The sequence below is a fragment of the Clostridioides sp. ES-S-0108-01 genome, assembly GCF_020662285.1.
GTDB lineage: Bacteria > Bacillota > Clostridia > Peptostreptococcales > Peptostreptococcaceae > Clostridioides.
In genome coordinates, this window is sequence record NZ_JADGMN010000032.1 from 1 (window position 1) to 26,765 (window position 26,765).

General features: G+C 26.8%; 22 protein-coding genes. 16 read left to right on the forward strand and 6 right to left on the reverse strand.

Features of this window, described 5'->3' with window-relative positions:
• The 4 genes from IR152_RS18440 to IR152_RS18450 form a co-directional block, all read right to left on the reverse strand.
• A partial coding sequence (locus IR152_RS18440) for an Rpn family recombination-promoting nuclease/putative transposase (protein WP_227453306.1) occupies nucleotides 1–520 on the reverse strand: 520 nt, incomplete at its 3' end.
• A 1,740-nt stretch (nucleotides 521–2,260) separates the two neighbouring features.
• Nucleotides 2,261–2,383, reverse strand: a complete 123-nt coding sequence (locus tag IR152_RS20145; protein WP_255625016.1) for a hypothetical protein — start codon at nucleotides 2,381–2,383, stop codon at nucleotides 2,261–2,263.
• Between the two features lie 98 nt (nucleotides 2,384–2,481).
• Nucleotides 2,482–2,898, reverse strand: coding sequence for a hypothetical protein (locus IR152_RS18445; protein ID WP_227453307.1), 417 nt, complete (start codon nucleotides 2,896–2,898; stop codon nucleotides 2,482–2,484).
• Nucleotides 2,899–3,087: 189 nt separating this feature from the next.
• Nucleotides 3,088–3,741 (reverse strand): IS256 family transposase, encoded by a 654-nt coding sequence (locus tag IR152_RS18450; RefSeq protein ID WP_227453324.1) that lies wholly within the window; start codon nucleotides 3,739–3,741, stop codon nucleotides 3,088–3,090.
• Between the two features lie 314 nt (nucleotides 3,742–4,055).
• Here IR152_RS18450 and IR152_RS20315 point away from each other — a divergent pair, with 314 nt between their 5' ends.
• The 10 genes from IR152_RS20315 to IR152_RS18500 all read left to right on the forward strand — a co-directional run bounded on the left by IR152_RS20315 (nucleotide 4,056) and on the right by IR152_RS18500 (nucleotide 16,071).
• Entirely contained in the window at nucleotides 4,056–4,661 is a 606-nt protein-coding gene (locus IR152_RS20315) for a CPBP family intramembrane glutamic endopeptidase (RefSeq protein WP_227453308.1), read from the forward strand.
• Between the two features lie 803 nt (nucleotides 4,662–5,464).
• Nucleotides 5,465–7,012 (forward strand): putative bifunctional diguanylate cyclase/phosphodiesterase, encoded by a 1,548-nt coding sequence (locus IR152_RS18460; RefSeq protein WP_227453309.1) that lies wholly within the window; start codon nucleotides 5,465–5,467, stop codon nucleotides 7,010–7,012.
• Nucleotides 7,013–7,183: 171 nt separating this feature from the next.
• Nucleotides 7,184–7,552 (forward strand): GntR family transcriptional regulator, encoded by a 369-nt coding sequence (locus IR152_RS18465; protein WP_227453310.1) that lies wholly within the window; start codon nucleotides 7,184–7,186, stop codon nucleotides 7,550–7,552.
• A 1-nt stretch (nucleotide 7,553) separates the two neighbouring features.
• Nucleotides 7,554–8,279 (forward strand): ABC transporter ATP-binding protein, encoded by a 726-nt coding sequence (locus IR152_RS18470; RefSeq protein WP_227453311.1) that lies wholly within the window; start codon nucleotides 7,554–7,556, stop codon nucleotides 8,277–8,279.
• Nucleotides 8,273–9,031: an ABC transporter permease gene (locus tag IR152_RS18475; protein WP_227453312.1), complete on the forward strand. Its 759-nt coding sequence runs from the start codon at nucleotides 8,273–8,275 to the stop codon at nucleotides 9,029–9,031. Before IR152_RS18470 ends, IR152_RS18475 begins: the two co-directional genes overlap by 7 nt.
• A gap of 248 nt (nucleotides 9,032–9,279) precedes the next feature.
• The gene (locus IR152_RS18480; RefSeq protein WP_227453313.1) at nucleotides 9,280–10,530 is read left to right on the forward strand and encodes an MFS transporter; all 1,251 of its coding nucleotides are present in this window, start codon (nucleotides 9,280–9,282) and stop codon (nucleotides 10,528–10,530) included.
• Between the two features lie 188 nt (nucleotides 10,531–10,718).
• On the forward strand, nucleotides 10,719–11,603 hold the full coding sequence (locus IR152_RS18485; protein ID WP_227453314.1) for a mechanosensitive ion channel family protein: 885 nt from the start codon (nucleotides 10,719–10,721) through the stop codon (nucleotides 11,601–11,603).
• A 381-nt stretch (nucleotides 11,604–11,984) separates the two neighbouring features.
• Entirely contained in the window at nucleotides 11,985–12,602 is a 618-nt protein-coding gene (locus IR152_RS18490) for a PepSY domain-containing protein (RefSeq protein ID WP_227453315.1), read from the forward strand.
• Between the two features lie 106 nt (nucleotides 12,603–12,708).
• On the forward strand, nucleotides 12,709–15,240 hold the full coding sequence (locus tag IR152_RS18495) for an FAD-dependent oxidoreductase (RefSeq protein ID WP_227453316.1): 2,532 nt from the start codon (nucleotides 12,709–12,711) through the stop codon (nucleotides 15,238–15,240).
• A 210-nt stretch (nucleotides 15,241–15,450) separates the two neighbouring features.
• A complete protein-coding gene (locus tag IR152_RS18500; protein WP_227453317.1) occupies nucleotides 15,451–16,071 on the forward strand; it encodes a TVP38/TMEM64 family protein in 621 nt (206 codons plus the stop codon).
• Nucleotides 16,072–16,438: 367 nt separating this feature from the next.
• Here IR152_RS18500 and IR152_RS18505 read toward each other — a convergent pair whose 3' ends face one another.
• Nucleotides 16,439–17,008, reverse strand: coding sequence for a metal-dependent hydrolase (locus tag IR152_RS18505; protein WP_311315457.1), 570 nt, complete (start codon nucleotides 17,006–17,008; stop codon nucleotides 16,439–16,441).
• A 79-nt stretch (nucleotides 17,009–17,087) separates the two neighbouring features.
• A complete protein-coding gene (locus IR152_RS18510; protein WP_285894806.1) occupies nucleotides 17,088–17,792 on the reverse strand; it encodes a superoxide dismutase in 705 nt (234 codons plus the stop codon).
• Between the two features lie 172 nt (nucleotides 17,793–17,964).
• Between IR152_RS18510 and asnB the strand changes: the two genes are divergently transcribed.
• The 6 genes from asnB (at nucleotide 17,965) to IR152_RS18540 (ending at nucleotide 26,459) form a co-directional block, all read left to right on the forward strand.
• Nucleotides 17,965–19,848 carry an asparagine synthase (glutamine-hydrolyzing) gene (asnB, locus tag IR152_RS18515; RefSeq protein WP_227453319.1) on the forward strand — a complete coding sequence of 628 codons (1,884 nt, stop codon included), beginning with the start codon at nucleotides 17,965–17,967 and terminating at the stop codon, nucleotides 19,846–19,848.
• A gap of 515 nt (nucleotides 19,849–20,363) precedes the next feature.
• Entirely contained in the window at nucleotides 20,364–20,942 is a 579-nt protein-coding gene (locus IR152_RS18520; RefSeq protein ID WP_003420269.1) for a TerD family protein, read from the forward strand.
• Between the two features lie 38 nt (nucleotides 20,943–20,980).
• On the forward strand, nucleotides 20,981–21,559 hold the full coding sequence (locus tag IR152_RS18525) for a TerD family protein (RefSeq protein ID WP_227453320.1): 579 nt from the start codon (nucleotides 20,981–20,983) through the stop codon (nucleotides 21,557–21,559).
• An 85-nt stretch (nucleotides 21,560–21,644) separates the two neighbouring features.
• Nucleotides 21,645–22,274, forward strand: coding sequence for a TerD family protein (locus IR152_RS18530; RefSeq protein WP_227453321.1), 630 nt, complete (start codon nucleotides 21,645–21,647; stop codon nucleotides 22,272–22,274).
• Nucleotides 22,264–25,023: a calcium-translocating P-type ATPase, PMCA-type gene (locus tag IR152_RS18535; protein WP_227453322.1), complete on the forward strand. Its 2,760-nt coding sequence runs from the start codon at nucleotides 22,264–22,266 to the stop codon at nucleotides 25,021–25,023. Before IR152_RS18530 ends, IR152_RS18535 begins: the two co-directional genes overlap by 11 nt.
• 86 nt (nucleotides 25,024–25,109) lie before the next feature.
• The gene (locus IR152_RS18540; RefSeq protein WP_227453323.1) at nucleotides 25,110–26,459 is read left to right on the forward strand and encodes a YceG family protein; all 1,350 of its coding nucleotides are present in this window, start codon (nucleotides 25,110–25,112) and stop codon (nucleotides 26,457–26,459) included.
• Nucleotides 26,460–26,765: the final 306 nt, after the last annotated feature.

Here is a 26,765-nt window from a genome sequence, read left to right on the forward strand (position 1 = left end):
GGTAATATTCAGCCCTTTCTAAATAATCATCTTCAAGTGCTCTTTGCATCTCAATATTTATATGATTATTTTCTTCATCTTCAGCTAAAATATCAAGTCTAGGTCTTTTCTCACCAATGTAATTAATTGTTGGGTCAGTTTCAACTCTAATTATTCTTTTTATTTGAGTAAACGGTTTGATATTCTTATTAGCATATGGAGCATCTTTGAGAATATCATTTATAAAATTTACAAGTAAATCGTAATCATTATTTAGAGTAAATAATGATTTAAATACCTCATCATACTCAGGCTTAGCATATCCATCTTCAGTTACAACTTCACCAACATTTTCACTAGTCAATATTTCTTTTGGGATTAAACCCTTGATTTTATCTAACTTCTCATTAGAAAAATCACCTCTACTAAGTATATCATTTAATTTTTTAGTCCATTCTCTGTCCTTTTCTTCAACTATAGTTCGTTTATACTCTTTTGACGTTTTAATAATCTTAGATTTTTCTTCTAATTTTTCTCTCATATCAACACCTCTTTTTTATTATATCAATTTTTTCTTAATTAATCTCTTTTTTATATATAATTACCTCCCTCATTATTTAATTGATTAATGAATGCAATTTATTTTTTATTTACTTAAAATAGCTTATTTTTTCTTTATTTGAATAATATGGGATAGATTTACTTTTTTTGAAAAAATATTTTAATATATTAGGCCCTACTATACTTTAATATAAATATTTTTGGCTTATAAAAGTAAGTAAATCTAGAGAACAATTGTATAAAAAGACGAGTAATTGGGAATATATTTATGAATGTATTGGAGTTTACAAGGCTAAGTAACGAAAAAGATGGAATAAAAGTAAGAAAATTTGAATAAAGAAATGAATTCTTAAAGCAGGACTCATTTCTTTATATTCATAAACTATAACTTTTTTAAGTATATTATTTTGTAGACTCAAATTTATTAACCCATCTATTTGACATAGAATCTATATTAAATATAGAATTCATGTCTATTATGTCCAATGGAATTATAGTAAAAAAAATATTTCTCACTAAAAAAACGATATCATCTAAATCTTCTTTATAAAAAAATCCATTAATATTCAAATAAATAAAGATTATTAGAAAAATTACAATTAAATGGTATCTTAAAATATTGAAATTATATTCAATATTTTTTAATGCAGAAAATTTTCTACTAAAGAATGTAAGCGTTATTTTATTGATAAAGGTAGCAAGATACAAGTACACAATCAAGGAAACTGTAGGGATAAAGTATATTAATATTGGTGACTTCATAAATTTAGAATTTATTAAAATAAATAAACTTATAAATGAAATTAAAAATATGTAAAAAGTTAATGTACATATAAAAACAATTTTATTTTTAAAAAACAATAAAAAATACTATACAGTTAAACGTTGTATTGAATAATAGCATAAAACTCTCCTTTATTAATTTTTTATTAAATTATACATTAAAAAAATAAAAAAGTTTTTTTCATACTTTTTTGATGTATATAGCAGTATAAATTTTTGTGATTATTTTGATTAATATATTGCAAATTTATACTGACTTATAATTGTTGGAGGAAGAACTAATGAAAAAAAGAAATATTAGAATCAATGACATGGTTCAGAGTAAATTTAAGTAAGTTTTAAAATATTACAAGGGGAAACAATATTGTATCAACTTCAAATTGAAATTTTCAAAATATAGTTATTACCCTAACTTTAAAGTGGAAAAAATATTAATAATCAATCATAAAATACCTTGTAAAGTTATGAAATTTATAAATGTTTTTTGGATTAAAGTGATTCAAATTATTATCTCTTATGTACTGCGAATTCTTATCTTTTATATATTAGTGAGTTTAGGAATAAATCCTGAACTTGAATGGTTGGCAGTTATTATATCTAAGATGTTAATATATTATAATAAAAATATTAAGTAGATAATTAAAATAAATATGTATAGATATTTACTTATTAAAATGTAAAAGAGGTCTTTAAAATAAAGTGTGTATTCCTCTAAAAAATGGTGATAATTAAAATATTAAATATCACTATATAAAAGGAAGGTGCACACTTTATTTTAAAGACCTATGTTTGGATTAGAGAATAATCAATTTTGAAACATTCACATTTTTGTTTATATTTATGTATATTTTATACTCTTATAATAAGCATTAAGTAAGAACTTTTTTACAAGCTAATAATTATTACTTATAGTTAGAAAGAATTGGTTTTAAAAAAATTAATTAGAATTATTTTTATTTATATTTAAACTATTCAAATTGTTTTCCCAGTTTTTTATCTCCTTTTTAATTTCTTCGCTTAAAGTATCACTTGAAGACATTTTCTTTAATTTATCATTCAAAGATTTCTTTTGTTCTTCTGAAAGATCTGTTTTTATTGTAGGATCAATAATATCTATTACATCTTTTACATCAAAATCAACAAATTTGCATAATTCTTCTAATGATTAATTAGAAATTCTACATATTCATATGACCATTCCTTATAATTTTTTCCGTTCTTTAATATGAATTCATTAACTTCATAACTTTGATTTGCTAATTCAAAGAATGAACCTGAAGGATCCATTATATCATTTATAGAATTTTCATACTCAACAATATTAATTTGTCTTATTAATTTCTCTTTTTCTGTTAAGTTATTATAGTTTTTGTTAACAAAAGAAACTAATCCGAATTCAAAATTCAAAATTGAATCTTTACGTTCTCTTACTATATTTTCTCCCAATTCTTTAAGACCTTCTAAATTTTTATCAATAGCTTTATCTCTAATATCTATTAATTGTTCTATACTTAAATCTTCTAAGTTTTTAGATACCATTTCTTCATTATATTTGGTTATATCTTGTCCTTTCACATTAGTATTTTCATCAGCGAAAACAAATACTTAAATGAGCTAAAATTTGAGTCCAATTTCTAATTTTCTGAGTCCATTTTTCAGAAATATCCATAATTGCTAAGTATAATGATTTGTGAAAAGAATCATCCGAAGGAAAAATAGACTTCGATTTAGTAACTTTTCTTAATAATCTATTGTATTGTAACTTTACATTGAATTTGTAGTATATATCAATGTTCTTATCTCTTGAGGATATTTAAAGTATGTTGCTAGCTTATTCCAATTGCTTCGCCAACTTCTTAATGCTATCGCATATTGATTACCCCATTTTTCCTCTAAGAGCGATAGCTCACTTAACGCTACCTCTTCTGTAATTGCAGCATACACTTTCTTTAAATCTTTTGCAAATTCTTTTCTATTTTTATATGATACATAATTTAAAGTATTTCTAATTTGATGCACAACACATCTTTGTATTTCAGTATCGGGAAATACTGCTTTAATTGCATCAGAAAATCCAACTAGTCCATCTACAGAAGCTATTAATATATCCTTAACTCCTCTGTTTCTAACATCTGTCAGTACCTTTAGCCAATACTTTGAACTTTCATTTTTTCCAATCCATATTCCTAAAACCTCCTTTATACCTTCTAAGTTAATGCCGATAGCTATATATGTTGCTTTGTTTATTATTCTACCTTCATTTCTAACTTTGTAATGTATAGCATCCATAAATACAATTGGATAAATCATATCAAGTGGTCTATTTTCATGAGCTAAAGGTATAACTCTATCATTAATTTTAGCTATTAGTGAATGAGAGATATCTATTCCGTAAATACTTTTAAGATGACTTGAAATATAGTATTAAATAGGGTAACAGTTGTAATACCTATGGTAGACATGTCTCTACTTATAAAAAGTGTATTATCTTTCAAAAGTAATTTAAATTTAATAGTTTTGGTTTTAGTGTCAAATGTAGCTTTTATTATATTGACAATCATGTTACTGTCTAAGGTGTTCAATTCTGAGGAAATACTTTTTGGCAATAGCAAGAGTTTTTCTTTCTTATAGAAAAAAGATGTAACATAAAAAAAGGGTCTATACCAACTGTAAGTGATGGTGTTATTTTATATGCAGTAGGGTTAGTTCTATTGATTTATGTTGGTTCTTTAGTGCAAATTAAATTTGGTATGGCAGGTATTATAATTACACAATTTATGATAATTTCTTTGCCATTAGTGTTTGCATATTATATTAAAGCTGATTTTAAAGAAGTATTTAGTTTGAAAGTTACTAAATTGAAGCATCTATTAGAGAGCATTGTTCTTTGGATTGGTGGATATATACTTATTATAATTATAACACAACTAATTTTATTCTTATTTCCTCAAAGTATGGAAGTTGCTGAAAGTTTAAATAAGGCTCTTTTTATGAAAGATAGTGTTCTACTGAATTTACTCGTAATAGCTTTATTACCAGCTATATGTGAAGAAATGTTCTTTAGGAGATTTATATTTTCTTTATTTAGTAAATCAAAGGATAAAAATAAATTTGTTAAGCTGGCTATAATATGTAGTAGTGTACTATTTGGGATTATGTATACGGATTTTATTAGAATAATTCCAACATCAATATTAGGTATTATATTTGCATACAATGTATATAAATATGGTTCAATATTTGTGTCAATGTTATTGTATTTTTTAAACAATGGTGTAGCAGTTATATTAAATCATTATACAACTGGAAATATAACCAACTTGTATAAATTTATTTAAGTTGATTTTTCGAACTTAAATGTACTTAAATTTGTTTTAGTTCTTAATAATAAGTCTTATATTAGTTATGTTAGGGGCAAAAGTTCTAGATAGAAAGTCTTTAAGAAACTAAGTATAAATTTACTATATGTATTAAAATATTAATAAGCACTAAAGTATATAAATATATTTTGTATATAAAAATACTTTAGTTCTATTTTATATATTTTAATTATATGAATTGTTTATTGTTTCATTTATACAATATTTCCATCATATAAATGAAACAATAAACAGTTTTTATTTTAGAAATTTATATTTAAATAATCAAGTAGAATGCGAGATATTAAAAAAATTAACTTTAGCACTATTTAAGTTATTTATTTATAAAAATTAATAACTGGTTTGTCGAAACCATTATAACAAGAAAAAAGTGAAAAAGCAAAGTATGAATATATTGTAAATACTGTGTTTTAAGGAAAAGTAGTCATTTCTTGTAAAATGGATAGTTTTGAAAAGAAAATAGTAAAATTATAATATAAAAATAAAACTTTTCAGATAATTTAAAGAAAAATAAGCACCTCTTAATAGATAATTATGTGCCAAAATAATCCAATTTATTTTCTATTATACCTATATGAAATATATAAATCAATAGTTAAGACAACTAATATGCTACATTCTATAATTATAGTAGCAGGAAATTTTACAAAATTAAAATAAATATAAACTATCCATTTTACAAGAAATGGAAACTTTTGATATGTACTTGTTTGCTAATAAAATATAATCAAATAGAGGTGTTTTAATGGGAGGAAATTTTTATGAGGAATTTACAAAAAAAGTTGATGTTTTTTTTATTTATTTGTATAATTTTACAAATTGCAAACACAACACCAATCTATTCTTTACACAAATTCTACAAAAACAACTCCGCAAATAACTTTAAATCTATTGTGTATAATAATCAGCTTATTAGCAAATATGCATTACAGATAATATTTATTATGACTATAATATGTATAATACTTATATTCTATATAATATATGATAAATTAAATTTTAGAATTAAATTGCAAAGTATAGCATATACAGATAACCTTACAGGAGCAAATACTATAGATAAATTTGTAATTGATGCTAACAAAATATTATGTAAAAATACTCAAGTAAAGTATGCCTTACTATATATAGATATTGATAAATTTAAATATATAAATAATTTATTTGGATATGAAGTTGGAAATGAAATTTTGCGTAATTTAACAAAGATTATTAAGAATAATATATTTGAAGAAGAAATGTTTGCAAGAATATCTGCGGATAATTTTATTATAATTATGAAATATACAAAAGAGGAAGATATAACAAATAGGTTAAAGATTATATTTCGAGAACTAGACTTGTTTAATGATAAGCAAGAGGAAAAGTATAAGCTAGTTTTAAGTTGTGGAATATATTTTATACTTCCAGAAGATAAAGATATTAATTCAATCATAGATAGGGCTAATATATCTCATAAAATGGCAAAAGGAGGGCATAAAAGTTCATATGCATTTTATGATAATAAGATTCATGACCAAGAGATAAAAGAAAAAGAAATGGAAAATACAATGTTTTCAAGTCTAGAAAATAAAGAATTTATTGTATATTTGCAACCTAAGATAGAACTTAATACAGGAGAGATACAAGGTTCAGAAGCACTTGTTCGATGGAAAAGCCCTGATAAAGGATTAATACCTCCAAATGAATTTATCCCATTTTTTGAAAAAAACGGTTTTGTTATAAATTTAGATTTATATGTGCTTGAAGAAGTATGTATGCACCTTAGAAAATGGATTGATGCAGGCATAAATCCAGTGACCATTTCAGTTAATGTTTCAAGAATACATTTATATTGTAATAATTTCATAGAAACATATAAGAATATAATTGATAAATACAACATACCTGCAAAGTATATAGAACTTGAATTAACAGAGAGTATTATATTTGATAACTTTGATATTTTAATTGATATAATGGATAATTTAAAAAAAATAGGGTTTTTAATATCTATGGATGATTTTGGTTCAGGATACTCATCATTAAATATGTTAAAAGAAATTCCTATGGATATTTTAAAGCTTGACCAAAAATTTATTATGGAAACTTATAATAGTAAAAGAAGTAAAATAATTGTTACTAAAGTAGTAGAAATGGCAAAAGAGTTAGGTATGAAAGTGATATCAGAAGGAGTTGAGACAGAAGAACAGTTTGAACTTTTAAAGGAAGTAAAATGTGATATGGCACAAGGATATTTGTTTGGAAAGCCAATGCCAATTGAAGAATTTGAATATTTGTTGTGTCTAATTCAACAAAAGAGTAAGTAATTTGTCTTATAAAAATTTAGTAAATTATATTAAAAATGAATTCTAATGTAGTGTTCATTTTTTTTTGTAAAATTTTTTATGATTTTATTAAAAAGCAATTGACATATAGTTTGTATTATTATATTATTGTATTAATGCATTAATACAATAATATAATAAGGAGGTATGAACATGGAGTGGGAACTTGATAATAATAAACCTATATATATACAATTAGTAGAACATCTAAAGTTAAAAATAATTTCAGGGGAAATTAAAATAGGCTCTAAATTAGAAACAGTGAGAGCGCTCGCAGAAGATGCTGAAGTCAATCCAAATACAATGCAAAAGGCTCTAACAGAACTTGAAAGACAAGGTTTAGTTTATAGTCAGAGAACTAAAGGAAGATTTGTAACAGATGATAAGGAAAAAATAAAAGCTATGAAAGAGGAAATAGCTAATGTGGAGATAAATACATTAAAAGAGACTCTAGAAAAACTTGGATATGATAAAGATGAAATGATAAAACTTATTACAGAAAATCTGAAAGGGGAATTATAAAATGGATAAAAATACAAATAATGTTTCTCAAGATGGAATAGTTGAATTTAAAGGTGTGAACAAAAGTTATGGAACTAAGAATGTTTTGAAGAATATTGACTTAAATATACCAAAAGGAAAAATAGTTGGATTATTAGGACCTAATGGAAGTGGTAAAAGTACAATGATTAAGCTAATGAATGGATTACTACATCCTGATAATGGTGAAATTATGATAAATGGAATTAAACCGTCTGCGGAGACTAAAAAAATAGTTTCATATTTACCAGAAAGAACTTATTTAAATGATTGGATGAAAGTATCAGATTTACTTAAGTTTTTCTATGATTTTTATAGTGATTTTGATGTTAGAAGAGCAAATGAAATGATTAAAAGCTTGGATATTGATGTAAATGAGAGATTAAAGACAATGTCTAAAGGAACTAAAGAAAAAGTTCAACTTATCTTAGTTATGTCAAGAAATGCAAGTATATATATATTGGATGAACCTATTGGAGGTGTTGATCCAGCTGCAAGGTCATATATACTTAAAACTGTATTAAAAAATTATTCTGAAGATAGTACTTTGCTGATTGCTACTCATTTAATAAGTGAAATAGAAAATATATGTGACGAGGTAATATTCATATCAAAAGGAGAAATAGTGTTACAAGGAGATGTTGAATCAATAAGAGAAGAAAAAGGAAAATCTATAGATGCATTATTTAGGGAGGAATTCAAATGTTAGGTAAATTATTAAAATATGAGTTAAAAGCAAGTGGAAGAATATTCATACCATTATATATAGTTATATTGATAGTAGCTGTATTTAATGGAATATTTATGAATACAAATACATTTCAGATACAGGGAATATTAATACTGATATTGACAAGTCTTTTTATGGCATTAGGAGTTTTAACTGTTGTAGTTACAATTCAAAGGTTTAGAAAAAATCTCTTAGGGGATGAAGGTTATTTAATGTTCACTCTTCCTGTTAGCACTAGTTCACTTATATTGTCTAAATGCATAACAGCACTTATATATGCTGTACTTAGTTTTATAGTTGCAGTATTAACTTTTGGAGTATTTATGATTTCTAGTACTTATGGAGTTCTCTTACCTGAAATTCTAGAGTTGCTTAATACTAGTTTTAAATGGATTTCTGAAAACTTTTTAGATATTTTATTATTAGTAGTAGTAATGTTTATTTCATATTCGTCATTTATTTTGTTACTATATACATCACTTTCAATGGGACAATTACCAAAATTTAATAAACATAGAAATATAGTGGCATTTGCTTCTTTTATAGCTATAAATATAGTAATATCAATTGTTGGAGATGCACTTGGAAGTATTTTGCCAAATGAAAATATGTATTATCATCTTTATCAAAGTCCTCATTTTATGATTACAATTCTTGGAGGTATTGCAGTTGTAGTAATATTATTTTTCGCTACAAAATTTATATTAGATAAAAAATTAAATTTAGAATAAATGTTTTTATAGAGAGCCACCTTTTGAGTAATATTTAAAGATGGCTCTTATTATTTATATAGTTAATTCATATATATAATATGAATAAATCTTTATTTCTAGTTAAATATGTACACATGTTGTATAATGAGATTGTATGTTAAAATTTATAATAAATAACTATATACTTAATATAAGTAGTGTCAAAATATGGCTTTTATGAGTTATATCAAGAAAACTTAAAAATATGTAGATTTGAGGGAGAAAATATGAAAAGTTATACAAAGGCTAAGTGGAGTGTTTGGGGGATAATTACATTTTCATTTGTTTTAGTCTTATTTTTAAGGATGTCAACTGCTGTTGTTTCAGATAATTTAGCAAATGAGTTAGGTTTTAATTCCATACAAATTTCAAATATAGCATCCTTTTGCCTATATGCATATGCATTTATGCAAATACCTGCAGGAATTTTGATTGATAAATATGGAGCAAGAAAAATTAGTAGTCTTGGAATAATAATGGCAAGTTTAGGTTCAATTTTATTTGGCTTGATTCAAAATATAGAATTAGCATATATTTCTCGTGTAATTGTAGGGGCAGGAACATCAGTAATATTACTTTGTATTTTAAAAATTCAAGGGAGATGGTTTAATAAATCAGAATTTGCTTCTGCAACAGCTAAATTCTCATTTGTAGGGAATTTAGGAGGAGTTCTTGCTACTTTTCCACTTGTGTTTTTGTCTGAACTTGTTGGTTGGAGGAATTCATTTTTATTAATAGGTATAATTGGTGTTGTAATTGGATGTTTTATGTATATTATTGTTAGAGATACACCAAGAGAGTATGGATTTAATGTAGATACTGAGCCTTATAAAGAGTCAGAAAAGATTAATATTATTGAGGGAATTTGGTCTGTTATAAAGAATAAATCAACATGGTATAATTCAATGATAATGTTGTCTTTTGTAGGTCTTACAAGTGCATTTATAAGCTTGTGGGGAGTAAGATACGTAATGGATGTTTATGGTGTGAGTAAGGGTTTTTCTGCATTTATAGTATCATTTTTTACATATGGATTTATATTTGGTTCAATAATTATGGATTTTGTATTTACTAAAATAAGGTCTAGTAAGTTTAATATAATAAAATATGGAGCAATAATAGATTTGTTTATATGGATTGTAATTGTAGTTGTATACCAAGTAAAACCACCAATTATAGTTTTGCCAATATCATTCTTTATTATGGGATGTATAGTTATGTCACATCTACAGGTTTTTAACGATGCTAAGTATAAAAATAAAGAAATTTATTCTGGACTGGCAACTAGTGTTATTAATACTTTTGAATTTATAGGAAGTGGCATTATTAATTTGATTATAGCCATCTCTTTGCAAGTAAATTCATACAATATAGTTGATGGATATAAAAGAGGTTTTGTAGTATTTATAGTACTAAGTATTATAACTATAGTATCATCTCATATAGGGGTAAAAAATGACGATTTCAAGACTCTATAGTGCTTTATTAATTAGTTTAATTTAGTATTATATTTTTGCATATAACAAAGGGTTTATATTTATTTTAGATGTATAATTGGAATATAAATCTTGTTTACTATATATAAATGGTATTGTATTATATTAAATAGAAAATAAGAACTTTAAACTATAATATTGGTTCTAAAATATAAGGTAAGGAGTTTTTTATGGATACGACGAAAATAGATGATATAAGCAAGTTAGATTTAAATAATCTAGATATTAATAAGATTGATATGGGAGGTATAATGGAAAGCCTGTTAGAATGGGCAACTACAAGCGGAGTAAAACTTATAATAGGTATACTTATACTTTCTATTGGATTTAAAATAATAAAAAAATTTGTAAACCATGTTATGTTATTACTTGATAAAAGAGATATTGATTTAACTTTAAGGAGGTTTTTGAAGTCTCTTCTTTTAAGTGTGCTTAAAGTTGTTGTTATAATCGTTGTTCTGGAATATTGGGGAATGAGTTTATCTAGTTTTGCTGCTGTGATAGCATCAGCAGGGGTAGCAATAGGTTTGGCATTACAAGGTAGTTTATCAAATTTTGCTGGAGGATTTATCATACTTTTGATTAGACCTTTTAAAGTAGGAGATTACATAGAAGCAGTAGGTCATGGAGGAACAGTTGAACAGATAGGACTTTTTTATACACAAATGGTTACTCCAGATAATAAGCAGATACTTATACCTAATGGTTCTGTATCAAATGATAGTCTAATAAACTATTCAGCAAAAAATACTAGACGAGTTGATTTAATATTTAGTGTAGGATATGAAGATGATATACTTAATGTTAGAAGAGTACTTAAAGATATTGTTAATAATCATAAATTAATAATAAATGAACCGGAACCATTTATAGGAGTAGTAGAACATGGAGATAATGCTATTAAATTTGCAGTTAGAGTTTGGTGTAAGACAGAAGATTATTGGACAATTTATCTTGATTTACTAGAAGAGGTTAAAGTTAGGTTTGATGAAGAAGGAATTACGATTCCATATCCTAAAATGGATTTAACGTTAAAAGAATTAAACAAAATTTAATTGTTTAATATGGTGTTTAAATTCAAGAATATCATATAGATATATTTATAAAATTTTTAAAAAATTAATAAGTATTATTATTTTATAAGTAAAAATATAAAAAAATGGAGGTGTCTCAAAATGAACTTTTTAGTTTATGAGGCACTCTTTTTGTATGAAATCAAATATATTTTTATTATTTTAACAATGAAAAAGAAAATTATCTCTATTTTGAGATAGTACTATTTTTTATGTAACTTTGATTTTAATAAATATAAATAATAAATATAAACTTTAAAGTTTTAAAATTACTAAAATAGGAGGAATTTTTAATATAAAAGGGTAAATAAAGGGTTTAGAGGACATAATATAGAATAAATTAATTATTTAAGGAGGATTTTTATGTGTAAAAAAATGTATTTATTAGTGGTAAGTATACTTATAGCAGGTTTATTAACTGCATGTAGTGGGAGTCCAACTACAGATTCGGGACAAGCACAGAATAATACAAAAAAAGATACAAATGCTTCAAATAGTGCTTTAAAAGATGAAAAAAATAATGAAAATTTAATGGAACAAGATTTTAAAGTACCGTACACAGATGCAATAAACATATTTAAAGATAAGTACAAGGATGCTGATATAGTAGATTTAAGTCTTGAAAGAGATTTAAACAAATTTGTTTACACTGTTGAAGGTGTAGATGGTAATAATGAATATAAGATGAAAATAGATGCTAATACAAAAGATGTACTGCAAGATAAGACAGAAAAATTGGATTCAGAAGATTTAAATGGAGTTGCAAGAAAAGAAAAATTAGATTTAAGTGACATAATAACACCTCAACAAGCTATGGAAATTGCATTAAAAGAACAAAATGGAATAGTTAAAGAATGGAGCTTAGATAAAGATTTAGATGTTACTTTTTATAAAATAAGAATAGATAAAGATAAAAATGAATATGACATAAAGGTAGACTCTAAAAAAGGAACTATATTGGAAGTAGAAAAAGAAGATTAGAAGTTTTAAATTACTTTTAAAAGATTTATTTTTTGAATAAATTTTGTTTAAAATATAACAAGCAGGGTATAAAAAGATTAAATAACTATTTTAGGAGGAGTACGGTATGTCATTGAAATCACTAAAAATAAAAGAAAATTTATATTGGGTAGGTTCGCTTGACCCTGATTTAAGAGTATTTGACATAATTATGTATACACCTTATGGAACTACTTATAATTCATATGTATTAAAAGGGACAGAAAAAACAGTTTTATTTGAGACAGTTAAAGATAAGCATTTTGACAATTATATTGAAAGATTAAATGATTTAAATATAGATTTTGAAAAAATAGACTATATTGTTGTAAGTCATACTGAACCAGACCATGCAGGAAGTGTTGAAAAGCTTTTGGGTTTAGCTAAAAATGCAAAAGTAGTGGCTTCAGAAACTGCAATTAAATATCTTAAGGAAATCGTAAACAAAGAATTTGAATATGTTGCAGTTACAGATGGAGATACATTATCAATTGGAGATAAAACTTTAGAATTCTTCTCTGTACCTATGCTTCATTGGCCAGATACTATATACACATATATAAAAGAGGACAAAACTCTTGTAACGTGTGATTCATTTGGTAGTCATTATAGCAATGACAAGATAGTAAATACACTTGATGAAGATGAAGAAAAGGATTATTTAGATGCTTTGAGATACTATTATGATTGTATAATGGGACCATTTAAGCCATCTATGGTAACTGCTATAGAAAAGATAAAAGATTTAGATATAGACACTATATGTCCAGGTCATGGTCCAGTATTAACTGAAAATCCTAGAAAAATTATAGACCTTTATTACAACTGGAGTGTAAATGAACAAATAAAGTTAGAAAAAGAAGTTACAATTTGTTATGTTTCTGCACATGGCTATACAAAGATTATGGCAGAAGCTATAAAATCGTATATTGAAAAAAATAGCAATTATAAAGTAAATTCATTTGATGTAATAGAGCATAAACAAGAAGATATTTTAGCAAAAATAGCAGTATCACAAGGTGTATTATTTGGAACACCAACAATATTAGGAGATGCATTAAAGCCTATATGGGACATATTAGTATCCTTAAATCCAGTTCTTCATGGTGGAAAAGTTGCTTCAGTCTTTGGTTCATATGGATGGAGTGGAGAAGGTATAGAAAACGCTATGGAGAGGATAAATCAGCTTAGAATGACAGCAGTAAAACCTTTTGCCGTTAACTTTAAACCATCAAGTGAAGAGATTGATAAATTACACTCTTATACAGGTAAATTCCTAGATAAGTTAAATTCTACTTTTGGAAGTAAAAAGAAAACTAAGAAATTTAAATGTGTAATTTGTAACGAAGTATTTGAAGGGGATAGCGCTCCAAGTGTATGCCCTGTGTGTGGAGCTAAGGAAGACCAATTTATAGAAGTTGAAGAAGATGAAGTTACTTTTAGAAAAGATACTGATGAATACTTTGTAATAGTAGGAAATGGAGCAGCTGGTTTTTATGCAGCAGATGCTATAAGAAAAAGAAATAAAACTTGTAAGATAACTATGATTTCTAATGAAGATGAGTTAACTTACTATAGACCTGCACTTTCTGATGGTATAAATGAAGAACTTGGTTCGGATTTCTATATGGAAGATAAAGCTTGGTATGACAAAAATAATATAGTAGTAATATTAGGAACAAATGTAGATAAGTTAGATGAAGTAAATAAAACTATTATAGTAAATGATGGAGCTATTAAATTTGATAAGCTTGTAATAGCTACAGGAAGTAGAAACTTTATACCACCAATTAAAGGTCATGATTTAGAAAATGTGTTTACTCTTAGAAATATAAAAGATTTATATAGTGTAAAAGAAGCGCTAGAAAAATCTAAGAAAGTTGTAGTAATTGGTGGAGGTTTATTGGGGCTTGAAGCTGCATGGGAATTTAGATTAAAAGGATTAGAAGTAGTAGTAGTTGAAGCAATGGATAGCATATTATCAAAACAACTTGATAAAGAAGGTAGTAAAATATTAGAACAATGTGTAAGAGATACAGGTATAGATGTAAGATTGGGTGTAGCAGTCGATGGTATTGAAGGTGATGGAAAAGCTCAAAAAGTTATATTTAAAGATGGAGATAGTGTCGATTGTGATATGGTAGTATTTTCAATTGGTGTAAGAGCAAATACTCAAATGGTTCAAGACACATCTGTAAAAATTGATAGAGGTATTGTTGTAGATAAGACATTACAGACAAATGTTAGAGATATATATGCTTGTGGAGATGTTGCACAAGTAGAAAATACTAGTTTAGCAATATGGCCATCTTCAGTAGAAATGGGAAAAATAGCAGGGGCAAATGCAAGTGGAGATAATTTGACATTTGAAAGTGATGTGTATCCAGTTTCATTAGATGCAATGAATGTAAAAGTATTTAGTATTGGTAATATACAAAATTTTGATAAAGAAATTTCATCAAAAGATGAAGGTAAAAGAATATATAAAAAATTATTTATAAGAGAAGGTTCGTTAGTAGGAGCTATACTTATAAATGATTTAAGTTGTACTGTGAAATTGATGAGATTAATATCTGAAAAAGGTGATTTTGAGGATATTATGAAGGCAGATATACTATAATTTAAATATACTAGAACAAAAAGTCTTAAAATATGACAATTCATATTTTAAGACTTTTTTGTTATAATATATAATAAAATAATTATACCTTAACTGTAAATTTATATAGATTATTTACTTTTTAATATTAGATTCATTTTTTGAGATTCGTATATAATAAAAATATAGAGTATATAATAATAGTTAAAGTTAAAAAAGGGGAAAAGCAATATGCAGTATATACAAGAATTACTTGATTTGACTCAAAATTATTGGGCATTAGCCACAATAATTGGTTTGTTAAGTGCATTTATAGAAAGCTTTATACCAGCCCTACCGCTTGTTGCTATAGTTACAGCAAATGCTGCAATACAAGGCTTATTGCTTGGATGTTTGTTATCATGGATTGGTTCAGGACTTGGGACAACCTCATTATTTTTATTAATAAGCAGATTTAATGATAGTAGGCTTTTTAACAAGTTGAGAAATAGCAAAACTGAAAAAGCAATAAGTTGGATGGATAAACAGGGATTTAAGTTATTGTTTATAGCATATGCCTGTCCATTTATGCCTGGTTGTTTAGTTACTATAGCATCAGCTTTTGGTAAAAAAGATGTAAAAGATTTTGTGCCAGCAATGTTGGCAGGAAAATTTGTAATGTTTATAGTGATAAGCTATGTGGCAAGTGATATAGAAGGCTTTATAACAAGCCCTTTAAAGATAGCATCATTTATATTATTGGTGTTTTTATCATGGAAAATTGGAAATAGAGTCAATAGAAACCTTGAAAATCATAATTATGAATTTCATCATAAAAAACACCATAATGATAAAGATGATAGAAAAATTTAGTTTGATAAAAAATAAAGATTGCCTTAAATTAATTAATTAATTAATGTCTAAATCGCAAATTTAATCTACTTATACAAATGAACCATAGAAAGTATAAGAATATTGTTCAGATTTACGTGAAATTTATAATATTGTAACTTAAGATATAGGAAGACAATTTAGAGAATTAAAAGGTTAAATTTTAAATGGAAAGAGCAGTTGATTGAAATAGATTGACTGCTCTTTTTATAAATATAATTAAATATTGCTCTAGATATATTCCTTGTTACAGTAATGAAACTAGTATGTATTTATCACAAAAAGTAAAATATGAAAGATTTATTTATACTTACTCTAAAATAATGTCAATTATTAGTTATAAATATGATTATAATAAAATATAAAATTGATACCCAATCAAAAAAATAACAATGAAATTTAAGAGTTTAGATATGAATTTTTCTGTTTTTGAGCTAGTTTTTATAGGGAGTAGAGAAATGTTTATAGTAATGGGGAAAAACAGTTCAATACCTTCTTTAGTAATAAGGTCAAGGCAAATGTGAGAGAAATATCCTATTATAAATCCACTAGACAAACATGAGAAAACTATATTGTTGTTAGTGAAGATTGTCAGAGATTTAAAAAAACCGTAAATAATTAATAAGGCAATTAGACTATGAGTAAATCCTCTATGTCTAAACCTACTTCCAAATAACTTGTAGATTAATATAAATTTTTTACTTATATAAGAACCTCTCATATCTATATCTGGAAACAAAGAACCTAAATATGCAAAATAAATATAAATTATAATTAATACTATTTTATATGCAATATCGTATTTAACTAGATATATATTGTTTATAAAGGGGAGTATCAAAAGTGCAAATATATATCCTCCCCTTTCATGTGTTTCTTTTATCATATAAAAATCCTCCTGAATCGTCACTATAAACATAATACTGGTAAATTTAGACTATCTTTTATTATATTATATAGCAAACATAAGTTTTTTTCAAAAGGATTTTAATATTTAATTAATCTTGACATTTTAAATTTTTATAATTTTCTAAAGCACCATTCCAATTGACTACATTAAACCAGTTAGCAATGTATTCATTTCTTCTATTTTGATATTTTAAATAGTAAGCATGTTCCCAAACATCAAGACCTATTATAGGAGTTAGGTTTTTACTTACAGGGCTGTCTTGGTTTGGAGTAGTCACAATAGATAATTTACCATCTTTAGTAGCTACAAGCCAAGCCCAACCAGAACCAAAGACGTCTAAAGCAGCCTTTTGGAACTCTTCTTTAAATTTTTCAAAAGAACCAAAGTCTCTATCAATAGCTTCTTTTAAAGACTCAGAAGGTATAGTTTTTTCAGGTGTCATTATATCAAAAAAGAATTTATGATTATAAGCTCCACCTGCATTATTTCTTACTGTTGTAGCAATATCTTTAGGTAAAGAATCTAAATTTTGCAATAATTCACATAAAGAATAGTTATAAAGCTCAGGATATTTTTCAAGAGCAGTATTTAATTTATCAACATAAGCTTGATAGTGCTTATCATGATGCAATTTCATGGTTTCTTTATCTATATAAGGTTCAAGTGCATCATATGCATAAGGTAATGGTTTAACCTTAAATTTATTGTTTTCAGGTGTAAAAGCAAATGAAGTTATGCACTGTGAAATTATAAATAAAGACATAATAACTGGTATTAATATTTTTTTCTTCATAAAAATCACCTCCTAATATAGTATTTCTAGAAATAAAAAAAATATGAAATATTAGCAGATAATTTATAAGAATTTAATAGCAATTTCATTTTTAATTGAATAAGTTTTAAAGTCAAAGACAAAACTATGAAATATAGAATAAGACTAAAAGACAGGAAGGAATTTTGATGATATGGATGGCAATATTTCAATTTATTATAAAGGAGATATATCTAAAAAAGAAGATACTAAATTTAAAATAAAAGAATTGGGAAATAATATAAACAATGCAAGACTTTCTAGTAGAATAGAGTCTAAAGATGAGGAAAAAACTTTTGATTTTGAGAGATTTAATGTAATTGATGTTATTTATGGAAATAAACCATTTGAAAAGGATGGAAAAGTTATTGTTTTTAATGGAAATATATATAATTGTCATGAAATAAAAGAAGAATTGATTAAAAAAGGACACAATTTTACTACAGGCAATGATAGTGAAATCTTATTGGCATCTTATATGGAATTTGGTAAGAATTGTGTACATAAGATAAAGGGAATGTTTAACTTTATAATCTATGATAGAAAAAATGAAAGTATATTTGGAGCAAGAGACTTATTTGGAATAAAACCACTTTATTATATAAATAAGGAAAAAGCAATAATATTTTCCTCGGAGTATAAGTTTATACTTGAATATATAAAAAATTTAAATATAAATGAAAGAAGCTTACAAAGTTATTTTTCATTTCAGTATGTACTTCCTGAAGATACTATGATACAAGGAATAAGGCTGATACCAGCAGGTAACTATTTTAGAGTAGAAAATGGAATACTATCTTTAAAGAGATATAACAAACTTGAATTTAGAAGTAGTACAAAATTTTTTTATACTAAAAATCACTTAGGCAATAGAGATGTGGGTGAGGAAGATGTAAGAAATGTAGTAGTAGATTCAATAAGAAATCATATGAAAGAAAACAAAGCAATTGGAACATTCTTGTCTGGCGGAATAGATTCATCTATTATAACCACTGTAGCTTCACAAATTAATCCAAATATAAAATCTTTTTCTGCAGGTTTTAATGTTAAAGGATATAGTGAATTGGAAGTAGCAAAGAAAACGGCTGATAAGTTAGGTATAGAGAATATCCAGATTAATATAACACAAGATGAATATATAAAAGCATTACCGAATGTAATTTATTCTTTGGATGACCCCATAGCAGACCCTTCAGAAGTAGGTCTTTATTTCTTAATTAAAGAGGCAGGTAAACATGTTAAAGTAGCATTGTCTGGAGAAGGAGCAGATGAATTATTTGGAGGATATAATATATATAAAGAGTATAATACTATGAAATCAGTTGTAAACTCACCTACTTATATTAGAAGTATATTAGGAAGAGTTTCAGAACTTATGCCCAACATCAAAGGAAGAAACTATCTTTATAGAGCTACAACACCATTAGAAAAAAGATATATAGGAAATGCAAAGGTTTTTGAAAACAGCGAAGTAAAAAGATTCTTTTTTAAGTATAGAGAAAAGAATATATATGAATATTTGCTGTCTAATTTGTATAGAGATGCACAAAAAAATAATTACGATTATATAAGTAAAATGCAACATATAGATGTGAATACATGGCTTCAAGGAGATATACTTCAAAAAATTAGTAAACTTTCTACAGCTGAGAAGGTTGAACTTAGAGTTCCATTTTTATATAAAGATGTATTTGATGTAGCAAAAAATTTGACAATGGAGCAAAAAACAAGCAAGAATAATACAAAAATTTTGCTCAGAGAGGCATTTAGAGAAATAGTTCCAGAACATATTATTCAAAGAAAAAAATTAGGGTTTCCAACACCAATAAGAATTTGGTTAAAAGATTCTCTAGGGGATATTGTGAAGGAAACTATTTCTAATTCAAATGTAGATGAATTTATAGATAAAAAATATGCAATAAAACTTTTAGATATGCATCTTAAAGGTTATAGAGATAATTCAAGAAAAATATGGACTATATTTACATTTTGTCTATGGCACCAATTATTTATTGAGCATAAAAATATTGAGTATTAATCTTGTTTTAAATATTAGACAGAGGGCGAAAGCATAGAATGCTTTCGCTCTCTTTGAAATAGGTATAAACCGGATTGTGCTTGCTTAGTTTATTATTTCAATAAAATTATTAGCAAATATTTTGACAAGACTACTTTCTACAGCTAAATTTAAGTTTTGTCCATAATGGTTTAATAGTACAAATCGTATTTTTTCTCCTATAATAAGATGATATAATCTATTATAAAACAACTTAAAACAATATAGTACAATAATTTTGTAGTTTCAAAATAAAATATGTACTTGTTTATATAAATGATATATAATTACATATTAAACATAGCTTTTACACATTTAATAAAGTATGTAAAATCTATGTAAAAAGTAAGAAATATAAACATTTTTTTAATTATATTTTAAAAATATCAAGTAAGTTTTATTCACAAATGAATAAAAAATGTTATAATATGATTAAAGAAAAAGATAAATAATTAGCAAGATTTGTTTAGCTAAAATTAACAAGGGAGCGATAAATTATGGGTATAACATTATCAAAAGGCCAAAAGGTTGATTTGACTAAAGGAAATCCAGGTCTTAAAAATATTTTAGTAGGTTTAGGATGGGACACTAACAAGTATGATGGTGGATTTGACTTTGATTTAGATACAGCAGCATTTTTAACAGGAGCAAGTGGAAGTGTTACTAATGATGGAGACTTTGTATTTTACAACAATTTAAAACATACTTCTGGAGCAGTTGAACATCTAGGTGATAACAGAACTGGTGAAGGTGATGGAGATGATGAGCAAATAGTTGTTGATTTATCTAAGATTCCTGGAGAAATAAGCAAGATTTCTTTTACTGTTACAATTCATGATGCAACAGAGAGAAGACAAAATTTTGGACAAGTAAGCAATTCTTATATAAGAATAGTAGATAAAGATACGAATGAAGAGTTAATAAAGTATGAATTAGGAGAAGATTTTAGTATAGAAACAGCTATAGTAGTAGCTGAAATATATAAGCACAATGGAGAATGGAAGTTTAATGCACTAGGTTCTGGTTTTGAAGGTGGTCTTGCTGCACTATGTGGAAACTTTGGAATAAACTTATAATTTCAACTATAATAATAAACTAGAGGGGGATATTTTCCATGGCTATAGTATTAAAAAAAGGACAAAAAATCGATTTAACTAAGGGAAATCCAGGTCTTAAAAATATAAAACTTGGACTAGGCTGGGATACAAATTCATTTGATAGTGGCTATGACTATGATTTAGATGTAAGTGTTTTCATGGTTGGAGAATCTCAAAGAGTTGAAAAAGATGAAGATTTTATATTCTATAATAACTTAAAACATCCATCTGGAGCAGTTGAACACTTAGGTGATAATAGAACTGGTGAAGGTGATGGAGATGATGAGGAAATATTAGTGAATCTAGATGTAATGCCAAAGCATATACAAAAGATAGCTGTAACTGTTACAATATATGAAGCCGCTGAAAGAAGACAAAATTTTGGACAAGTAAGCAACTCATATGTAAGAGTTTTAAATTCTGAAAATGATGAAGAAATATTAAGATATGACTTAGGCGAAGAATTTAGTATAGAAACTGCAATTACGGTATGTGAGATATATAAATACAATGGAGAATGGAAGTTTAGTGCAGTTGGAGCAGGATTTGAAGGTGGCTTAGAAGCGCTTTGTAGAAATTATGGCTTAAATGTTTAATTTAAGTAATATAATATATTAAATATAAATAACCTATACAAATAATGTATAGGTTATATTATATAAAATTTGGTGGAGGTTTAGTATGTCGATTAATTTATCAAAAGGAGATAAAATAGATTTAAAAAAATCTAACCCCGGACTGAGTAACATACTTGTAGGTTTAGGATGGGACCCTGTGCAACAATCAGGAGGAGGATTTTTTAAATCGTTATTTGGTGGAGGACAAGCTGATATAGATTGTGATGCATCTGTATTTATGCTTAATCAAGAAGGTAAATTAAGTGGAATAAAAGATTTAATTTATTTTGGAAATTTAAAAAGTGCCTGTAAGTCAGTTTTACATACAGGAGACAATCTAACTGGTGAGGGTGCAGGTGATGATGAACAAATCCTAGTTAATTTGGATAAAGTTCCATCAAATATTCACAAATTATTATTTGTAGTAAACATATATAATTGTGTGGATAGAAAACAACACTTTGGTATGATAGAAAATGCCTATATAAGAGTTGAAGACCAAAGCAATAAGAAAGAGATAGCAAAATATAATCTATCTGATAATTATTCTGAAAAAACTACTCTTATAGTAGGAGCTATATATAGAAAAGATGGAAGTTGGCAATTTAAAGCAATAGGTGAAGGAACAAAAGATGCGGGTCTTAAAGAAGTAATGCAAAATTTAGACAGGATTGAGTGTGCATATGGAATTTAATAATGATATCAAATACTATAATGTAGAGAAAGAAGAAGTGACAAAAGACTTATCTGTTAATCCTGAAAAAGGTTTATCAGAATCAGAAGTCAAGGTGAGAAGAGAAAAGTATGGTTTAAATGAATTTACTCCAAAAGAAGAAGGTAGTTTTTGGGATGATTTAAAGGAAAGTTTAAGTGAACCAATGATAGTTATCTTGATTATTGCAGCAGTAGTAAGTGCAGTAATTGGGGAAACTCATGATGCAATAGGGATTGTAGGTGCTATAGCAATAGGGATAGCAATAGGTATGATTACAGAAGGTCGTTCTAAGAAAGCAGCAGAGGCTCTTTCTAAGTTGACTGAAAACATAGAAGTCAAAGTATTGAGAGATGGAGAAGTACATCAAATTTCTAAGAGTGAATTGGTACCAGGTGATATAGTATATATTGAAACTGGCGATATGGTACCTGCTGATGGTAGACTTATAGAAACTATAAACCTTAAGGTTAGAGAAGATATGTTAACGGGAGAATCTGATGATGTATCTAAAAAATGTGATGTAGTAGTTTCTATGGAAGAGATAGAATCTAAAGGAGCAGTAGTAGTACAGGAGCCAATACCTGCAAAACAGATAAATATGGTGTTTGGTGGTACACTTGTAGCTTATGGTAGAGGAGCTCTAGTTGTAACTTCAATTGGAGATAGTAGTGAAATGGGTAAGATTGCTCAAAACTTATCAGAAACAGATGAGCAGACTCCACTACAGATAAAACTTGGAAATTTAGGTGGTTTGATAGCAAAAGTATCTAGTGCAGTAGCAGGATTGTTATTTATATTTATGGTTTTTCAAATGGTAAGTAAGAATGTATTAAATGTAGATATGTCTGGACTATTACCATTTTTAGAATCAATAGACCCTGTTAAAACAGCATTTACAGTATGCGTTGCGTTGATAGTTGCAGCAGTTCCAGAAGGTCTTCCAACTATGATAAATATGACACTTGCAATAACAATGCAAAAAATGGCTAAAATAAATGCATTGGTTACTAAAAAAGAAGCTTGTGAAACTATAGGTTCTGTTTCTGTAATATGTTCAGATAAAACTGGTACATTAACTGAAAATAGAATGACTGTAGAAGTTGCATATATTGATGGAAGATATATTGAAAGTCCAGAAGAAGAAATAAATAGTTATTTTGAAGAAAACTGTATGATAAATTCTACAGCTGATATAGAGCATAATGATGGTGATGTTAAGTATTTAGGAAGTGCTACTGAATGTGCATTGCTTTTATACTACAAAAACGTAGACTATAGACAAGCTAGAAAGAATTCTAATATAGTAGCTCAAAATCCTTTTACTTCTGATTCAAAGAGAATGACTTCTGTTATAGGTCAAGATAATCATCATGTACTATTATCAAAAGGAGCACCAGAAGTCTTACTTGAGTTATGTTCACATATCCAAAGAGGAAAAGATGTAGTTCCATTAACTGAAAACATAAAACATGAGATTTTAGAAGAAATAAAGAAATTACAAATAAAATCAATGAGAACTTTAGGGTTTGCATATAAAGAAATCTCACAAGCTGAAGAAGAAGCAGCAGTAACTGCTGAAAGTGATGTTATGAATGTAAGTGCAATGGAAAATAATTTAGTATTTAGTGGTTTTGTTGGTATAAGAGATCCACTTAGAAAAGACGTTATAGAGTCTGTAAATACAGCAAATAAAGCTGGTGTTTCTGTAAAAATGCTTACAGGAGATAATATAAATACAGCAAGAGCTATAGGTGAAGAATTAGGCTTATTAAAAAATAATATGAGAGTGGTTGAAGCTTCATATATAGATACTTTAGATGATGAAGAGTTAAAGCAAGAGATACAAAGTATTTCAATTGTTGCAAGAAGTAAGCCAGATAGTAAGATGAGAATTGTTTCAGCACTACAAAAGAGCGGAGATGTTGTTGCAGTAACAGGTGATGGTATAAACGATGCTCCAGCACTTTCAAAAGCAGATGTCGGGATAGCTATGGGTATATCTGGTACAGAGGTATCTAAAAACGCAGCAGACATAATTTTAACTGATGATAGTTTTAGTACTATTGTAAAAGGTATTAAATGGGGTAGAGGAATTTATGATAACTTCCAAAGATTCGTTCAATTCCAGTTAACTGTAAATGTAATTGCATTTTTAGTGGCTATAATATCTCAAGTTATGGGACAAGAGATGCCATTTACTACAATACAATTATTATGGGTAAACATAATCATGGATGGACCACCAGCACTAGCATTAGGTTTAGAGCCAGTTAGGGACCATGTGTTAAATAGAAAACCTGTTGATAGAAAAGCCAATATAATTTCTAAGTCAATGGTGTATACAATAGTATTAAATGCATTTTATATAACAGCAATACTAATGTTACAATCTACATTTAACTTCTTAGGAGTTGATGAAGCTCATAAGGGAACAGTAATGTTTGCGTTATTTGCTTTTAGTGCATTGTTTAATGCATTTAACTGTAGAGAATTTAATGCAGATAGTATTTTCCCTAATTTTACACATAACAAATTAGCACTACAAATAATAGTATTGACAGGAATTGCACAAGTAATATTTACTCAGTTATTCCAAGATTTCTTTAACTCTGTAGCTATGGATGTTATGACATGGGCAAAAGTTCTATGTGTAGCAGCTAGTGTAATTGTAGTTAATGAAATTGTAAAATGTATAATAAGACTGGTAAAACCAAAAAAAACTGTTTAAAATAAATTTTTTAGAAGAGAACAGACTGACTCAAAATATGTATTTTGAGTCAGTTCTGAATAAACATTTAAATTGGGAGGATAGTTATGGGTGACTCAAAGGTATTTGAAAAAATATTCTCCAGCCAATCAGATAGAGGAAATTACACTCCTTCAAAGGGATATCTAAGTTATTTTATTTCATATATTGGTTTAGAAGATGAAATTTTGTACAATCTCGAGATATTTAAGACAAAACAAAATATCGATAGCAAAAAAGATATTGCTTTATTCACTGATTCTATAGCAAATCCTAGTGATTTTGATATTATAAATTATTTTAAAAATGGACTTAAGAAATATAGAAGTAGCATGGAAGATGTAGATATAAATATTTTAGGATTTGAAGAGATTGATTATAAAATAAAGCAATCAATAGACAGAGTGTTAAAAGAGGAAGAAAAAGAATTTACTAATGATAGAGTTAAACAAAATTTTATAGTGAAAATAATGGCATGGATAAAAATTTATATCGGTGCTTTAGATATAAATAAAAATGAAACTCCAAAAGTAATATTTTATGGAGATATAAAAAAACATGAGGTTTATTTACTTTTAATATTGTACTTGGCAGGTTTTGATGTTTTATATCTTAATCCAAACTCAAAGAGTAATATAGATATTTTAAAATTAGAAAGATACAATATAGAGTTTGAAGAAGCCAACATAATAGAAGCAAAAGTTTCTTTTGAAGAAAGAGTTCTTTTAGGGGAAAAAATAGATAAAAGTTCTGTAAAAAAAGCTTTTACTGTTGGAGCAGAAGCATCAAAACGTATAAGTGAAGAATTGTTAAATGATGCGGGATTTATAAAACCTTGGCAACTCCAAGATAGAAAAATAAAAAATCTACTTCTAAGTTCAACTGTTGATGAAATATCAATATACTGGAATCAACCACTTAAATTAAGACCAGGATTTAAGTTTAATGATGCTATTGTAGAAGCTCCAAATTTTCTTTCTAAGATTAATGGAATATATAATGATAAGAATGAATATATTAAGTTTTTAGATTTATTAAGAGATTCGGAAAGTTCAACATTTATTGAATTTAATGGAGATGTAGATAGATTTTCAAAAGCTTTTACAAGAGAAGCTTTTAGTTTATCCTTTTTATTGGATTCAAAAGGTGTAATAGATAAAAACTCTGTTTTAAATAATAAAGATTATTCTATATCAACACTAGCCTTGAATCAACAAATTATGATTTTAGAGAAAGTGGAAGAATTGTTAGAAGGAAGTATGTTTTTGAATGGTTTAAGTGGAGAAGATAAGATAAAAGGTCTATTTACAGTACTTCACATGGATAAGAAATTTGTTCATATGATGAACAATTTTGATTACTCACTTATAAACCCAAAATTGATTATATACATGTATAAGAGTATTGTATTTGATTAAAAAATAGCTACGCACAATCGTGACTTTAGTCATGAGTTAGTAGCTAAAATAGTCAGCATATAGGGAAACCTATATGTAGAGATAGGATAAAACCTATCCAATACTACTTGAATTGCTGGAAACCCCTAAAGCTAACCAAACTAAAACATAAGGATGAAATAAACCTAAGTGTGAAAGTCACGAAAGTAGAAAAAATTGGTTAGATGGTATAAGGTTAAACCCTAAGTACTTTAAAATGGGCAATCAGCAGGTAAGCTCCGAATAGGAGAAACTTCAACGACTATTCCTCTTGAGGGAAGTACACTA

Coding starts and splice junctions, on each gene's coding strand:
- IR152_RS18460 (WP_227453309.1), top strand. CDS start 5,465: ATGAGGAATTTACAAAAAAAGTTGATGTTTTTTTTATTTATTTGTATA.
- IR152_RS18465 (WP_227453310.1), top strand. CDS start 7,184: ATGGAGTGGGAACTTGATAATAATAAACCTATATATATACAATTAGTA.
- IR152_RS18470 (WP_227453311.1), top strand. CDS start 7,554: ATGGATAAAAATACAAATAATGTTTCTCAAGATGGAATAGTTGAATTT.
- IR152_RS18475 (WP_227453312.1), top strand. CDS start 8,273: ATGTTAGGTAAATTATTAAAATATGAGTTAAAAGCAAGTGGAAGAATA.
- IR152_RS18480 (WP_227453313.1), top strand. CDS start 9,280: ATGAAAAGTTATACAAAGGCTAAGTGGAGTGTTTGGGGGATAATTACA.
- IR152_RS18485 (WP_227453314.1), top strand. CDS start 10,719: ATGGATACGACGAAAATAGATGATATAAGCAAGTTAGATTTAAATAAT.
- IR152_RS18490 (WP_227453315.1), top strand. CDS start 11,985: ATGTGTAAAAAAATGTATTTATTAGTGGTAAGTATACTTATAGCAGGT.
- IR152_RS18495 (WP_227453316.1), top strand. CDS start 12,709: ATGTCATTGAAATCACTAAAAATAAAAGAAAATTTATATTGGGTAGGT.
- IR152_RS18500 (WP_227453317.1), top strand. CDS start 15,451: ATGCAGTATATACAAGAATTACTTGATTTGACTCAAAATTATTGGGCA.
- IR152_RS18505 (WP_311315457.1), bottom strand. CDS start 17,008: ATGTTTATAGTGACGATTCAGGAGGATTTTTATATGATAAAAGAAACA.
- IR152_RS18510 (WP_285894806.1), bottom strand. CDS start 17,792: ATGAAGAAAAAAATATTAATACCAGTTATTATGTCTTTATTTATAATT.
- asnB (WP_227453319.1), top strand. CDS start 17,965: ATGGATGGCAATATTTCAATTTATTATAAAGGAGATATATCTAAAAAA.
- IR152_RS18520 (WP_003420269.1), top strand. CDS start 20,364: ATGGGTATAACATTATCAAAAGGCCAAAAGGTTGATTTGACTAAAGGA.
- IR152_RS18525 (WP_227453320.1), top strand. CDS start 20,981: ATGGCTATAGTATTAAAAAAAGGACAAAAAATCGATTTAACTAAGGGA.
- IR152_RS18530 (WP_227453321.1), top strand. CDS start 21,645: ATGTCGATTAATTTATCAAAAGGAGATAAAATAGATTTAAAAAAATCT.
- IR152_RS18535 (WP_227453322.1), top strand. CDS start 22,264: ATGGAATTTAATAATGATATCAAATACTATAATGTAGAGAAAGAAGAA.
- IR152_RS18540 (WP_227453323.1), top strand. CDS start 25,110: ATGGGTGACTCAAAGGTATTTGAAAAAATATTCTCCAGCCAATCAGAT.